This window comes from Shimia sp., assembly GCF_041624275.1.
Taxonomy (GTDB): domain Bacteria; phylum Pseudomonadota; class Alphaproteobacteria; order Rhodobacterales; family Rhodobacteraceae; genus Shimia.
Window position 1 is genome coordinate 1 of the sequence record NZ_JBFJVE010000060.1, and the last position, 14,260, is coordinate 14,260.

The window sequence follows — 14,260 nt, forward strand, 5'->3', positions numbered from 1 at the left end:
CGAAAGGCGGCGCTCCCCGGGATATTTTCCGGCAAGAGAAAGATCAGCCATTTATGAAATGCAGCCGCTCGAAGCTGCGGCGCCAATCGGCGGTTTCGGGCGCCAGCGCGTCCGGGTCCGGCGATGACAGGGCGGCGGCGATCATCCCGGCCAGACGCGGCGCGGCGGCGGCCGACATGCCCCAGCGCACCAGTTCCGGGGTGCCGATGCGCAGCCCGTTGAGGTCGCCCGGCAGATCGGCCTCGGGCAGGCCGATGCCGCAGGCGAGAAACCCGGCCCTGCGCAGCGCCCGCGACGCGGTCTGGCCACCGCCGTAGGTGGCGGCGCGAATGGCCAGCTGGTGCGACTGCGTGGCGCCCGCGCGGGTGGTGAACAGCGGCACTCCGGCCGCTTCGAGTTCCGTGGCCAGGGCCCGGGCCATGGCGATCATCTCGCGCGCATAGGCGGCGCCGAAGTCGCGCCAGTCGAGCATGGTCACCGCCAGCGCGGCGGATTTCGCGGCGTCGAAATTGGCGGTCATGCCGGGAAAGGCGATCTGGTCCAGCCGTTCGGCGATCGCGGCGTCATTGGTGACGATCAGCCCCGAGGGCGGGCCACCGAGGCTCTTGTAGGTGCTCATGGTCATCAGGTGGGCGCCTTCGTCGAGCGGGTTCTTCCAGGCCTTGCCGGCGATGATGCCGCATTGATGGGCGGCATCGAACAGCACCTTGGCGCCGATGGAGTCGGCGATCTCTCGGATCTGGCGCACCGGGTGTTCGCACAGGTTGAGCGAGCCGCCGATGGTGATCAAACGTGGCCGTTCACGCTCGGCCAATGCCGCCAGCGCCGCCAGATCGACGCTATAGGTCTCGGCATCGATCGGCGCCGGCAGGCTGCGCAGGTGGTAGAGCCCGGCGCAGCCGGCGCCGTGATGGGTGACATGGCCGCCGATCGCCGCCGGCGGGGCGATGACGGTGTCGCCCGGTTCGGCCAGCGCCATGAAGGCATAGAGATTGGCCATCGCGCCCGAGGGCACCCTTATCTCGGCATGGGCCGCGTCGAAGACCTCGGCGCAGAGTTCGGCGGCGATGACCTCGATCTCCTCCATCGCCTCGAGCCCCATTTCGTATTTGTCGCCCGGGTAGCCGAGCGATGGCCGGCTACCAAGGCCGCTGGCCAGCAGCGCCTCGGCGCGCGGGTTCATCACGTTGGTGGCGGGGTTGAGGTTGAAACAGTCGCGCTCGTGGATCTGACGGTTGCGGGCCGCGAGCTGCCGGATCCGGTCCAGCAGCGCCTCGCTGGAGGTGGTGGCAGTGCGCCGGGCGATGCCTTGGATCAGGCTTTCGCAGCCGTCGGGCACCCAGTTTCGTCGGGCAAGATGGGTCATGTCGGGTCTCCGGTCTCGTGTCGTGAGCATCGAACACCGGCGCGGGCTTTTGCGCAAACCAGTTTTCATGATAACTAGGGCTAGAAAATCTATGGGTATCCGAATGGCCGTGACACCGCCGCGCCCCAAGGGGCCGCCCCTCAATGCCCTGCGTGCCTTTGAGGCCGCCGCGCGCCTCGGCGGCTTTGCCAGGGCGGCAGAAGAGCTGTGCGTGACGCCCGGAGCGGTGGCGCAGCAGGTCAGGCAGCTTGAGGACTGGGCCGGAGCGGCGCTGTTCGAGCGCCGCGCGCAGGGGGTGGTTCTGACCGAGCTGGGCCAGACGGTGCGCCCCGAGTTGCAGGCCGCCTTCGATGCGCTGGGGGCGGCGATCGGGGCCCTGCGCGCGGCGGCGCGGCCGGCCCGGCTGCACGTGGCGGCCCTGCCGGCGGTGGCGCAGCTGTGGCTGTCGCCGCGCCTGCCGGGTCTGCGCGCCGCCCTGCCCGAGGCAGAGATCTCGGTGACCGCGATGGAACAGCCGCCCAATCTCGACCGCGAGCCTTTCGACCTGACGGTTTTCTTCGGCCCGGGCGACGGCCGGCGGATCGAACAGGACCGGATCTTCCCGGTCTGCGCCCCGGCAATGGCGGCGCGGATCGCCTCGGTCGGCGATCTTGCACGGCTGCCCTGCCTGAACGATTCAAGCTGGAGCGACGACTGGCCGGCATGGCTGCGCGCCCAGGGCGCCGATATCCGGGTCTCGGGCCCGGTCTATTCTCTTTATGCCCTTGCGGTGGAAGAGGCGGTGAACGGCGCCGGGGTGCTGATGGGCCACGAGGCGCTGGTGGCACGGCATCTGACCAGCGGCGCGCTGGTGAAACCCTTCGAACATGCGGTGGCGCTGCCGCGCTGGCTGGAGTTCGGCACCCGGAGCGGGGTGCCCGCGCCGCCGCTGCTATCCCTGATCCGCCTGCTCGGCGAAGGCCGCCTCTAGCGCCACTTCCACCATGTCTCCAAAGCTGCTTTCGCGATCCTGCGGGGGCAGGGCGGCGCCGCTGTTCAGATGGTCGCTTACCGTCAGCACCGCCAGCGCCCGGCAGCCGTAGCGCGCCGCCAGCGTGTAAAGCTCGGCCGCTTCCATCTCGACGGCAAGGATGCCGTGCCGGGTCATCTGTTCGTTGAGATCCGGGCGTTCGTCATAGAAGACATCCGCCGAATAGATGCCGCCGGCATGCACCGGCGTGCCCCTGGCCTCGGCCGCGGCCACGGCGGCCTTCAGCAAGTCCCAGTCGGCGCAGGGGGCATAGTTCACCTCGCGGAACATGCCGCGCGACGGCGTCGACAGGCTCGAGGCAGTCATCGCCACGATCACGTCGCGCAGATTGACGTGATCCTGCATCGCCCCGCACGAGCCGATGCGGATCAGGGTCCGCGCGCCGTAGTCGCGGATCAGCTCATTGGCATAGATCGACAGCGACGGCATGCCCATGCCCGAGCCCTGAATGGTCACCGCATGGCCGCGCCAGCGGCCGGTGAACCCCAGCATACCGCGCACTTCGTTGATGCATCGTGGCTCTTCGAGAAAGGTCTCGGCGGCCCATTTCGCCCGATAGGGATCGCCCGGCATCAAAACGGTTTCGGCGATGTCGCCGGGGGCGGCACCAATGTGAATCGTCATCTCTGGCTCCTTGCAACAGGGGCGCAGAATAACAAGACGGCCCTCGTGCACAACGGGCCCCGTTCATCTCGTTGCAAATACTCGCGCCGCAGGCAAAAGCCCCGGGCAGCGGGCCCGGGGCTTTGCGCAACGCTGCTTGCAGGGGCGCGGGCCTATTCGGCGGCCTCGGCCTTGGGGGCCACCAGCGCCACCACATCCATCATGATGGTGTTCAGTTCGAAATCCTTGGGCGTATAGACCCGGGCGACGCCCATGGCGCGCAGCCGCTCGGCATCGTCATCGGGAATGATGCCGCCGACGATCACCGGCACCTCGGCAAGCCCGGCATCGCGCATCCGCTGCATCATCTCCTCGACCAGCGGCACATGGCTTCCCGAGAGGATCGAGAGCCCGACGACATGGGCCCCGGTGTCGAGCGCCGAGGCGACGATTTCCTCGGGCGTCAGGCGGATGCCGTCATAAGAGATGTCCATGCCGCAGTCGCGGGCCCGGAAGGCGATCTGTTCGGCGCCGTTGGAATGGCCGTCGAGCCCCGGCTTGCCGATGACGAATTTCAGCCGCCGCCCCAGCTTGTCGCTGACCGCGTCCACCGCGTTGCGGATGTCGTCCAGCCCCTCGGTCTTGTTCGAGGGCGAGCCCGACACACCGGTCGGACCACGGTATTCGCCGTGGATGCTGCGCATCTGTGCCGCCCATTCGCCGGTGGTGACGCCGGCCTTGGCGGCGGCGATCGAGGCGGGCATCACGTTGTCGCCCTTCTGCGCTGCGCTGCGCAGATCGGCGAGTGCCTTTTCCACCGCTGCCGCGTCGCGCTCAGCGCGCCATGCCTCGAGCCGCGCGATCTGCTCCTGCTCCACCGCCGGGTCGACGACCATGATGCCGCCATCGCCGGTCATCAGCGGCGAGGCCTCGCCCTGCTGGTACTTGTTGACGCCGACGACCACGGTCTCGCCGCCTTCGATCCGGTTGAGCCTTTCGGCGTTGGATTCCACCAGCCGCGATTTCATGTAGTCGATGGCGCCGATGGCACCGTTCATCGAATCGAGGTTGGCCAGTTCGCGGCGCGCGCCTTCCTTCAGCTCCTCGACCTTGGCGTCGACCGCCGGGTTGCCGTCGAAGAGATCGTCGAATTCCAAGAGGTCGGTTTCATAGGCCATGATCTGCTGCATGCGCATCGACCACTGCTGGTCCCAGGGGCGCGGCAGCCCCAGCGCCTCGTTCCAGGCCGGCAGCTGCACCGCGCGCGCGCGGGCCTTTTTCGACAGGGTCACGGCCAGCATCTCGATCAGGATGCGATAGACGTTGTTCTCGGGCTGCTGCTCGGTCAGGCCGAGCGAGTTCACCTGCACGCCATAGCGGAAGCGGCGGTGTTTCGGGTCGGTGACGCCATAGCGCTCCTGGCAGATCTCGTCCCAGAGATCGACAAAGGCGCGCATCTTGCACATCTCGGTGACAAAGCGGATGCCGGCATTCACGAAGAAGGAGATCCGCGCCACCATGGGGCCGAAATCCTCGGCCGGGACACGCGGTTTCAACTCGTCCAGCACCGCGATGCCGGTGGCGAGGGCAAAGGCCAGCTCCTGCTCGGGCGTCGCGCCGGCCTCTTGCAGGTGATAGGAACAGACGTTCATCGGGTTCCATTTGGGCACGTTGGCATAGCAATATTCGGCCACATCCGCGATCATCTTCAGCGAGGGTTTCGGCGGGCAGATATAGGTGCCGCGCGACAGGTATTCCTTGATCAGGTCGTTCTGCACCGTGCCCTGAAGCTTGGAGATGTCGGCGCCCTGTTCCTCGGCGGCGGCGATATAGAGCGACAGCAGCCACGGCGCGGTGGCGTTGATCGTCATCGAGGTGTTCATCTGCTCGAGCGGGATCTGGTCGAACAGGCTGCGCATGTCGCCGAGGTGGCAGACCGGAACGCCGACCTTGCCGACCTCGCCGCGCGACAGGATGTGATCGCTGTCATAGCCGGTCTGCGTCGGCAGGTCGAAAGCCACCGAAAGCCCGGTCTGCCCCTTGGCCAGGTTGGCGCGGTAAAGGGCGTTCGATGCCGTGGCGGTGGAATGGCCGGCATAGGTCCGGATGAGCCAGGGGCGGTCTTTCTGCATCTGCGACATGGATCGTCCTCTTGAATCGTGTGGGCAATTTTATTGCGTCGGACCGTAGATATTCGAAATATCATGTGCAAGTCAATTCGCTGCGTCGCGGCAATTATCCCTTGGCCGTCGGCCATGCGGCCCTGGCGGGCGGAACCATAGGCACGAAAGGTCTGGGCCAGACGCCGGTGAGATCCCGGTCAGACACCGTCAGGCCTCGGGCGGGCGATTCGGGGCCGTCGCCGGCGCGACCTTGGCCGGGACGTTCGAAAAAAATCCATTTACCAGCGGCCCCGGTCCTGCAAGGGTCCGGGGATGACTTCGACTGTCGAACTGCCGCTGTGGCTGTTTATCCTGATTCTGCTCTTTGCCGCGGTCACCGCCGCGAGCCACCTGCTGTTCCCTTCGGTGCGCTGGTTCTTTCGCCGCCGCATGGAAAGGGCCGTGGCCCGGCTCAACCAGCGCCTCGAACGCCCGATCGAACCCTTCAAGCTGGCCCGGCGCCACGACATGATCCAGCGGCTGATGTACAGCCCCGACGTGACCGCTGCCATCGTCGAACATGCGCGCGCCGAGGGCGTGCCCGAAAACGTCGCCTTTCAGGAGGCGCGCGGCTATGCGCGCGAGATCGTGCCCTCGTTCAGCGCCTCGGCCTATTTCGGCTTTGCCATTCGCCTTGCCCGGTTCCTCAGCCGGGCGCTCTACCGGGTCCGGCTGGCCTATTTCGACGAGATCGGGCTACAGAACATCCCCAAGGATTCGACGGTGGTCTTCGTGATGAACCACCGCTCGAACATGGATTACGTGCTGGTCACCTATCTTGCAGCGCAGCGTTCGGCGCTGGCCTATGCGGTGGGGGAATGGGCCCGGGTCTGGCCGCTGTCGCGGCTGATCAAGGCCATGGGCGCCTATTTCATCCGCCGCAAATCGCGCAACGCGCTGTATCGCAGGGTGCTGGCGCGCTATGTGCGTCTGGCCACCGATGGCGGCGTCACCCAGGCGATGTTCCCCGAGGGCGGTCTGTCGCTTGACGGGGCGCCGCGCGAACCCCGGCTGGGGCTGCTGAAATACATCACCGACGGTTTTGACGGCACCACGCGCGACGTGGTCTTCGTGCCGGTGGCGCTGAATTACGACCGGGTGCTCGAAGACCGCATCCTGCTCGAGGCGCTGGCGCGCGGCGGGCAGGGGTTCCGCGCCCGCATCAGCGTCATCGTCGGCTTTTTCTTCAAGCAGATCTGGCTGCGGCTGCGTGGGCGCTATCACAAGTTCGGCTATGCGGCGGTCAGTTTCGGCCACCCGCTGTCTCTGGCCGAGTTCGCCCGCAGTCGCAGGGGGGATGTCACCGAGGCGCTGGCGCAGGAACTGATGCAGCGGATCAAGGCCGTGGTGCCGGTTCTGCCGGTGCCGATGATCGCCGCCATTCTCGAACGCGCCGAACATCCGCTGTCGCGCTCGGCGGTCGAGGCCGAATTCGCCGGCTGGGTGGTCAAGCTGAAAGAGGCGCATATCCACCTGCCGCGCGATGATCTCAGCTATGCCACCGAGGTCGGCCTGCGCACTCTTTACCAGCGGCGGATGATTCTGCGCGAGAACGGCTGCTACATCGCCAACCCCGAGCAGGCCGCCGCGCTGGGCTTCTATGCCAACTCGATCCGCCACCTGTTGAGCTGATTTTGCAGTTGCAGCGGGAATTTCTGCGTTCGCTCGGTCATAAAATTACAAAAAGTGCCGGATTGAGGTTGCAATATTACAAGGCCGCCGATATTTGAGGTCTAGGAATCGCGATTCTGCATCGCGGCAATAGCTCAATGTCAGGAGACGAACATGGCTCTGGATACCGATATCGCCATCGCGCCTTACGATGCGCCCGAAAAAGATCTGTATGAAATCGGCGAAATGCCGCCCCTGGGCTATGTGCCCAAGAAAATGTACGCCTGGGCGATCCGCCGCGAGCGCCACGGCGAGCCGGACAAGTCGTTCCAGGTCGAGGTCGTGGACACCTGGGAAGTCGACAGCCACGAAGTGCTGGTTCTGGTGATGGCGGCCGGCGTGAACTACAACGGCGTCTGGGCCGGACTCGGCAAGCCGATCTCGCCCTTCGACGTCCATGGTCAGGACTACCACATTGCCGGTTCCGATGCCTCGGGAATCATCTGGAAGGTGGGCGACAAGGTCAAGAACTGGAAAGTGGGCGACGAGGTCGTGATCCACTGTAACCAGGATGACGGCGACGACGAGGAATGCAACGGCGGCGACCCGATGTTCTCGCCGACCCAGCGCATCTGGGGCTACGAGACCGGCGACGGCTCTTTCGCGCAGTTCACCAAGGTCCAGGCTCAGCAGCTGATGCCGCGCCCCAAGCACCTGACATGGGAAGAAAGCGCCTGCTACACGCTGACCCTGGCCACTGCCTACCGCATGCTGTTCGGCCACCACCCGCACGAGCTGAAGCCGGGCCAGAACGTTCTGGTCTGGGGCGCCTCGGGCGGTCTGGGCTCCTACGCGATCCAGCTGGCCAACACCGCCGGTGCCAATGCGATCGGCGTGATCTCGGACGAAAGCAAGCGCCAGTTCGTGCTCGATCAGGGCGCCAAGGGCGTCATCAACCGCAAGGACTTCAACTGCTGGGGCCAGCTTCCGACCGTGAACAGCCCCGAGTATAACGAATGGCTGAAAGAGGCCCGCAAGTTCGGCAAGGCGATCTGGGACATCACCGGCAAGGGCGTCAGCGTCGACATGGTGTTCGAACACCCCGGCGAGGCCACGTTCCCGGTCTCGACCCTGGTGGTGAAAAAGGGCGGCATCGTCGTGATCTGCGCCGGCACCTCGGGTTTCAACACCACCTTTGACGTGCGCTACATGTGGATGCACCAGAAACGTCTTCAGGGTTCGCACTTCGCCAACCTGAAACAGGCAGCCTCGGCCAACCGCCTGATGGTGGACCGCCGTCTTGATCCCTGCATGTCCGAGGTCTTCACCTGGGACGAGATCCCGGACGCGCATACCAAGATGCTGAAAAACGAGCATAAACCGGGCAACATGGCGGTGCTGGTGCAGGCGCCCAAGACCGGTCTGCGCACGCTCGAGGACGTGCTCGAGGCCTGATCCCTCTCGGATCATTTTGCAAATCGAATCACCCGCGTGCTCGGATCCGAGCCGCGGGTGTTTTCGTTTTTCAAATCCGGGTGCCTGTTATCAGAGTGTTGCAGAAGACTCCCCCGCGATTTCGGGGGAACAGAAAGATGCGTGCTGTTTATAGCATTTTAATCGTGCTAAGATTGAATTTACTTTTCATTAATCACTATTGGCGAGAGTTGGCATGAAATACGAATGGATACTCGATGTCCTTGCGGACCTGAAGGTTTTTGCGCATGCGAACGGGCTCGATGCGCTGGCGGGCCAGCTGGAACAGACCAGAAAGGTTGCCGCGCTGGACATCCTGGCAATGCCCGGAATGGGCGGTGCGGCGGCGCGGGGTGATGAAGAAGCGAAGAGCACACATACTGGAGACCCTGGCGCGCGCGCCCACGGCTGAGGCCTGCCAGGCGGCCATTCTCGCACTCAGGGACGACCTGCGCGTCGCTCATCTGGCCTATCATCGGGTCATCCCCGATCGCCCCCGCCTCGACTGGGGCACGCTTTCCGACACCTGGACACGGCGCTACAGCGCCCGCGACTACCGGCGCATCGACCCGGTGGTCGCCGGATGCCTCCAGAGATTCCAGCCCACCGACTGGAAACGCCTCGACTGGTCGTCGAAAACGGCCCGGGCCTATCTGGAGGACGCCATCGCACATGGCCTCGGCACCCAGGGCTATTCGGTGCCGATCCGTGGCCCCAACGGCCAGTTCGCGCTGATGTCGGCCAGCCACAGCTGCGATGACCGGGCCTGGCGGGCCTTTGCCAGGGGCAACCGCCGCGACCTGATCCTGATGGCGCATGAGGTGCATCGCAAGGCGCGCGAATTCGCCCCCGACCCGATGCCGGCGCTGGTGCGCGCCCTGTCGCCGCGCGAGGTCGACGCGATCTCGCTGATCGCGCGGGGTTACAGCCGGGCGCAGGTCGCCGGCGCGCTGTCGATCTCGGAACATACGCTGCGCGTCTATATCGAGGCGGCGCGCACCAAGCTCGGGGCGCTGAACACCACCCATGCCGTGGCGCAGGCCCTGCGGCGGGGGCTGATCATGATTTGAAAATGGCGCTGGCCCGGCGCCAATTGCACGCCGGAACTGGCGCTTGGCACGGGGCGGCTGTAGGGTCGCGCCATGGATGCCGCGCCCACACTTTCCCACGATCAGGCCGATGCCTTCGATCGTATCACGACGCTTCTGCGAACGGCGGGGGTCAACCTTGACGATGCGCTGCTGGCGCCGCCGCGCGCTGCCGAGACCGCGGTCGCGGCGGTGATCGGCAAGGCCGGGTCGGGCAAGACCATGCTTCTGGCGCAGCTGGTGAAAGAGCTCGAGGCCGCCGGGGTCGACATCGTGTCGGGCGACTACGAGGGCAAGCGCCGCAAGGACCGGCGCACCCTTGCCATTCTGGCCCCCACCAACAAGGCCGCCAGCGTGCTGCGCATGCGCGGCGTGCCGGCGACCACCATCCACCGCATCATCTACACGCCGGTCTATGATCCGGAATACGAACGTATCGCCGACTGGCTGACCGGCAATGGCGACAGGCCCGAGATCGAGGGGCTGACCGAAGAGGCGCTGGCCCGGGCGCAGGCCTTTTACGAGTTGCACAAGTCGATCCCCGGCGCCTTGGCGGCGGCGGGCCTGCGCGGTTCGGATTTCATCACCGGCTGGAAACGGCGGGACGAGCCGCTGGACATCGGTCTGGTGGACGAGGCCTCGATGCTCGACGACAAGCAGTTCACCGATCTCAAGGAGATTTTCCCGACCCTCCTGCTGTTCGGAGACCCGGCGCAGCTGGCGCCGGTCAACCAGTCGGGGGCCATGGTGTTCGACGCGCTGCCCAAAAGCGCGACCTTCGAATTGCAGCGCATCCACCGTCAGGATGCCGACAACCCGATCCTCGATCTGGCCCATGCGCTGGCCGACCCCGAGGTCGATTTCCATGCCTTCGAGGCCATGGTCGAGGCGGCGGCGCGCCGGGACGAGCGCGTGGTCTGGGGCCAGCGGGTCGAGGTCGACCTGATGGCGCGCAGCCCGGTTCTGGTCTGGCGCAATGCCACCCGTATCCGCCTGATCAACGCCTTCCGCCGGGTCCACGACGCGCCCGAGGACATGCTGCTGGAAGGGGAACCCCTGATCTGCGACGGGCTGGAACTGCCGCTGAAACACCGCAAGAAGCGGCTCGATCTCGAGGCGCGGGGCCTGATCAAGGGGGCGCAGGTGGTCTATCTTGGCCCGGGGCGCAAGCCCGGGTTTTCGCGCCTGCACGTGGTCGGGGCAGAAGATCCGCAGGTCTCGGCGGCCTCGATCGTCAAGATCGAGAAACCGGATGCCGAGGAACCCTTCATTCCCTTTGCCGCCCGCATGGGGGCGACCTTTCTGCATGGCGCGGCGGTGACCATCCACAAGGCGCAGGGGTCGCAATGGGACAATGTGCAGGTCTTTGCCCCCGACCTTTACGCCGCGGCGCGCATGGGCCGGGTCGAAGCCGGCCAACCCCTGTGGAAGCGGCTGGCCTATGTCGCCATCACCCGGGCGCAGGAACGCCTGATCTGGGTCGTGCGCAACCGCCTGTCGCGCCCCAGCGGGCCGCTGCGCACCGACGATCTGAGGGTGGCGCCGGCAGCGCTGAAACTGAAGGAGGAGACCCCGTGAAGACCATTCTGATCACCGGCGCCAGCTCGGGCATCGGCCGCGCTACTGCCGAGCTGTTTCTCGACTCCGGATGGCGGGTCGGTCTGCTGGCGCGCCGGGCCGAGGCGCTCGGGGCGCTGGCGCAGGGGCGCGACAACGCGCTGGTGCTGCCGGGGGACGTCACCGATGCCGCGCGCATGGAGGCCGTGTTCCGGACCTTTGTCGACCATTTCGGCCGGCTCGACGTTCTGTTCAACAACGCCGGCATCTTCGGCGCCGCAGGGCCGATCGACGAGGTGCCGCTGGACAGTTTCGAGGCGGTGATGAACGTCAACATCCGCGGCATGTTCCTCTGTGCCCGGCAGGCCTTTTTCCACATGCGCCGCCAAAGCCCCCGCGGGGGGCGGATCATCAACAACGGCTCGTTGTCGGCGCATAACCCGCGCCCGGGGTCGGTGTCCTACACGACGTCGAAACACGCGATCACCGGCCTCACACGCAGCCTGTCGCTGGACGGGCGGGCCTTTGACATTGCCTGCGGGCAGATCGACATCGGCAACGCCGAGACCGACATGGTGCGCGCGCTGAACGCCCGCCTGGTGGCCCAGGAGGCCGAACCGAACCCGACCATGGATGTCTCCGAGGCGGCGTCCTCGGTTCTGCACATGGCCGGAATGCCGCCCGAGGCGAATGTCCAGTTCATGACCGTGATGGCGACCAAGATGCCCTATATCGGGCGCGGCTGATCCGCGCCTAACCGCCCTGCCGCAGGAACTGGAACACCGCCGAGGCGCTCCATCCGGCGACGATGGCGATCGCCAGCGACAACAGGCCGTAGATCAGCGGCTGTTGCCGCGAGAGGTTGAACAGCCAGCGTTCCAGCCCCACCTTGCGCACGTCGATCGTGGTTTCGAAATGCGACACCACCTTGCCGCCCCGGGTCAGGAAGACCCGTGTCGAATAATCGCCTTCGGTGAGGTTGGCGGGCATCGAGATCGAGGTGCGGAACAGGGTCTGCTGATCTACCGTGACCGTGTTCTCGAGCATCTGGTAAAGCCCGTTCTCGGTGCGGATGCGCATCACGGCTTCGGCAAAGCGCTGGGCGTTGTCGACCGTCATCGGCGCCCCGACCGAGCGGATCATGCGCGGGATCGACACCTTGTGGCGCAGATCCTCGACCGAGGTCATGATCTGGTTGAAGGGCTTGCTGGTGGCGACCGCGTAGAAGCTTGGCGCGTGGTCGACATCGACGCTTTCGGTATTGACCCAGATGCCGAACCTCTTGGATTTCTTGCGCACCGTGACCGGCAGCAGGGGCCCCGAAACCGCCACCACCACCTCGAGCGGCGGTTCCTCCTGAATCGGGCTTTCGCGCTTCACCGCGCCGAACAGCAGAATCTCCGAGCCGTCGAAATTGGCGGTGATCGCGACCCGGTTCTGGCTCATGCCGAGAACCACCTCTTCGTCCACGAGCTCTTCGGCGCCAAGCGGCGCGGCCAGCATGAGGAACAGGGCGCAGAGCAGGCGGATCATCGTCAGTGCCCCCCGCTCGGGCCGAGCGAATAAAGCTCGCCGGGTTGCAGCAGAAGATCGAAGGCCAGCTTGCCGCAGACCGCCAGCACCATCATCGCCAGAAGGATGCGCAGCTGCTCGGCCTTGAGCATGGTGCCGATGCGGGTGCCGATCTGGGCCCCGACCACGCCGCCGACCAAGAGCAGGACTGCCAGCGCCATATCCACGGTGTAGTTGGTGGTGGCGTGCAACAGCGTGGTGAAGGCGGTGACGAAGATGATCTGGAACAGCGAGGTGCCGACCACCACCTTGGTCGGCATGCCCAGGAGATAGATCATCGCCGGCACCATGATGAAGCCGCCCCCGACCCCCATGATCGCCGCCAGCACGCCGACGCAGAGCCCGACCAGCAGCGGCGGGATGACCGAGATGTAAAGCCCCGAGACGCGGAACCGCATCTTGAAGGGCAGCCCGTGAATCCAGTTGTGGTTCTTGCGCTTCACCGGGCCGGTGTTGCGGCGCGACTTGCGGATCGCGTTCAGGCTTTCGATGAACATCAGCCCGCCGATGACACCGAGGAAGACGACATAGCAAAGCTTGACCAGCAGGTCGACCTGACCAAGCGATTTCAGATAGTTGAACAGCAAAACGCCAAGCGCGGCCCCCAGAAGGCCGCCGATCAGCAGCACCACCCCCATCTTGAGGTCGACCGACCGCCGCCGGAAATGCGCCAGTACGCCGGAAAAGGACGAGGCGACGATCTGGTTGGCCTCGGTGGCGACGGCGACGGCCGGGGGAATGCCGATGAAGAACAGCAGCGGCGTCATCAGGAAGCCGCCCCCGACGCCGAACATGCCGGACAGGATGCCGACGATGCCGCCCAGCCCGAGCAGCAGAAACGCGTTGACCGAGACTTCGGCGATCGGAAGATATATCTGCATACCCACTGTTAGCGTGTTGCAGCGCAGCGTGGCAACCTGCCCGACCGGCTGGACCGGAAAATTGGCCGGATTTGGACCTAGTTCAACGCTCTTTGACGTAGGGTTCGCCACCGGCGCGCGGTGGAATGGCCTTGCCGACGAAGCCGGCCAGAATCACCACCGTCAGGATATAGGGCAGGGCGCCGAGAAGCTGCACCTGGACCTTGACGCCAAGCAGGGTCTCGATCAGGTCGGGCCGCAGTTCGATGACCTGGAAGAAGCCGAACAACAGGCAGGTGCCCATCGCCTGCCACGGGCGCCACTTGGCAAAGATCAGCGCCGCCAGCGCGATGAAGCCGCGCCCGGCCGACATGTCCTTGACGAAGCCGGCCTGCAGCGCGGTCGCCAGATAGGCGCCGGCGATGCCGCAGAGCACGCCGCAGATCAGCACCGCCGCATAGCGCAGCCCGACCACCGAGACGCCGGCAGTGTCCACCGCCGCCGGGTTTTCGCCGACCGCGCGCAGGCGCAGGCCGAAACGGGTGCGGTACAGGATCCACCAGGTCAGCGGCACCATGGCCAAGGCCAGATAGACCAGCACCGAATGCCCCGAGATCAGCTCGTAGTAAAGCGGGCCGACCAGCGGCACCTCGCGCAGCGCCTCGGCGCCCGGCAGGGTGATCGGGCCAAAGCGGGCATCCCCCTCGAGCGACGGGGTGCGGCCGCCCTGGCGGAACCAGTCCTGCGCCACCAGAACCGTGATGCCGGCGGCAAGAAAGTTGATCGCCACCCCGGATATCAGCTGGTTGCCCCGGAACTGGATCGAGGCCAGCCCGTGCAGCACCGACAACAGGACAGAAGCACCGATGCCGGCCAGCAACCCGAGCCAGACCGAGCCCGACATGTAGGCGATCGCCGCCGAGAAGAAGGCCGCCGCC

The 14,260-nt window shown here is 65.8% G+C and carries 13 protein-coding genes; 7 read left to right on the top strand and 6 right to left on the bottom strand.

The annotated features are described in order from the left end of the window. Positions 1-43 precede the first annotated feature (43 nt). A complete protein-coding gene (gene glyA, locus ABZD10_RS06605; protein WP_372885350.1) occupies positions 44-1,366 on the bottom strand; it encodes a serine hydroxymethyltransferase in 1,323 nt (440 codons plus the stop codon). Between the two features lie 103 nt (positions 1,367-1,469). Here glyA and ABZD10_RS06610 point away from each other — a divergent pair, with 103 nt between their 5' ends. Continuing rightward, entirely contained in the window at positions 1,470-2,336 is an 867-nt protein-coding gene (locus ABZD10_RS06610; protein WP_372885351.1) for a LysR family transcriptional regulator, read from the top strand. Here ABZD10_RS06610 and deoD read toward each other — a convergent pair. Together deoD and ABZD10_RS06620 are read right to left on the bottom strand one after the other, a co-directional pair. After that, positions 2,298-3,020: a purine-nucleoside phosphorylase gene (gene deoD, locus ABZD10_RS06615; RefSeq protein ID WP_372885352.1), complete on the bottom strand. Its 723-nt coding sequence runs from the start codon at positions 3,018-3,020 to the stop codon at positions 2,298-2,300. The genes ABZD10_RS06610 and deoD overlap by 39 nt on opposite strands. A gap of 152 nt (positions 3,021-3,172) precedes the next feature. Further along, complete coding sequence (locus ABZD10_RS06620; RefSeq protein WP_372885353.1) at positions 3,173-5,140, bottom strand: methylmalonyl-CoA mutase family protein; 1,968 nt, start codon at positions 5,138-5,140, stop codon at positions 3,173-3,175. Between the two features lie 294 nt (positions 5,141-5,434). Here ABZD10_RS06620 and ABZD10_RS06625 point away from each other — a divergent pair, with 294 nt between their 5' ends. The 6 genes from ABZD10_RS06625 (at position 5,435) to ABZD10_RS06650 (ending at position 11,636) form a co-directional block, all read left to right on the top strand. Continuing rightward, positions 5,435-6,793 (top strand): 1-acyl-sn-glycerol-3-phosphate acyltransferase, encoded by a 1,359-nt coding sequence (locus tag ABZD10_RS06625; RefSeq protein WP_372885354.1) that lies wholly within the window; start codon positions 5,435-5,437, stop codon positions 6,791-6,793. 153 nt (positions 6,794-6,946) lie between these two features. After that, positions 6,947-8,227, top strand: coding sequence for a crotonyl-CoA carboxylase/reductase (gene ccrA / locus ABZD10_RS06630; protein WP_372885355.1), 1,281 nt, complete (start codon positions 6,947-6,949; stop codon positions 8,225-8,227). Between the two features lie 214 nt (positions 8,228-8,441). After that, a complete protein-coding gene (locus ABZD10_RS06635; protein WP_372885356.1) occupies positions 8,442-8,657 on the top strand; it encodes a hypothetical protein in 216 nt (71 codons plus the stop codon). Beyond that, a complete protein-coding gene (locus ABZD10_RS06640) occupies positions 8,602-9,315 on the top strand; it encodes an autoinducer binding domain-containing protein (RefSeq protein WP_372885357.1) in 714 nt (237 codons plus the stop codon). Before ABZD10_RS06635 ends, ABZD10_RS06640 begins: the two co-directional genes overlap by 56 nt. Before the next feature lie 72 nt (positions 9,316-9,387). Next, on the top strand, positions 9,388-10,911 hold the full coding sequence (locus tag ABZD10_RS06645; RefSeq protein WP_372885358.1) for an ATP-dependent RecD-like DNA helicase: 1,524 nt from the start codon (positions 9,388-9,390) through the stop codon (positions 10,909-10,911). Next, the gene (locus ABZD10_RS06650; RefSeq protein ID WP_372885359.1) at positions 10,908-11,636 is read left to right on the top strand and encodes an SDR family oxidoreductase; all 729 of its coding nucleotides are present in this window, start codon (positions 10,908-10,910) and stop codon (positions 11,634-11,636) included. The genes ABZD10_RS06645 and ABZD10_RS06650 overlap by 4 nt, the downstream gene beginning before the upstream one ends. A 7-nt stretch (positions 11,637-11,643) precedes the next feature. On the opposite strand, the gene ABZD10_RS06655 is transcribed toward ABZD10_RS06650, so the two are convergent. The 3 genes from ABZD10_RS06655 to ABZD10_RS06665 form a co-directional block, all read right to left on the bottom strand. Next, complete coding sequence (locus ABZD10_RS06655; protein ID WP_372885360.1) at positions 11,644-12,423, bottom strand: TIGR02186 family protein; 780 nt, start codon at positions 12,421-12,423, stop codon at positions 11,644-11,646. Positions 12,424-12,425: 2 nt separating this feature from the next. Continuing rightward, positions 12,426-13,343 carry a sulfite exporter TauE/SafE family protein gene (locus ABZD10_RS06660; protein ID WP_372885361.1) on the bottom strand — a complete coding sequence of 306 codons (918 nt, stop codon included), beginning with the start codon at positions 13,341-13,343 and terminating at the stop codon, positions 12,426-12,428. A gap of 82 nt (positions 13,344-13,425) precedes the next feature. Beyond that, the coding region (locus tag ABZD10_RS06665) for an ABC transporter permease (RefSeq protein ID WP_372885362.1) at positions 13,426-14,260 on the bottom strand (835 nt) is incomplete at its 5' end.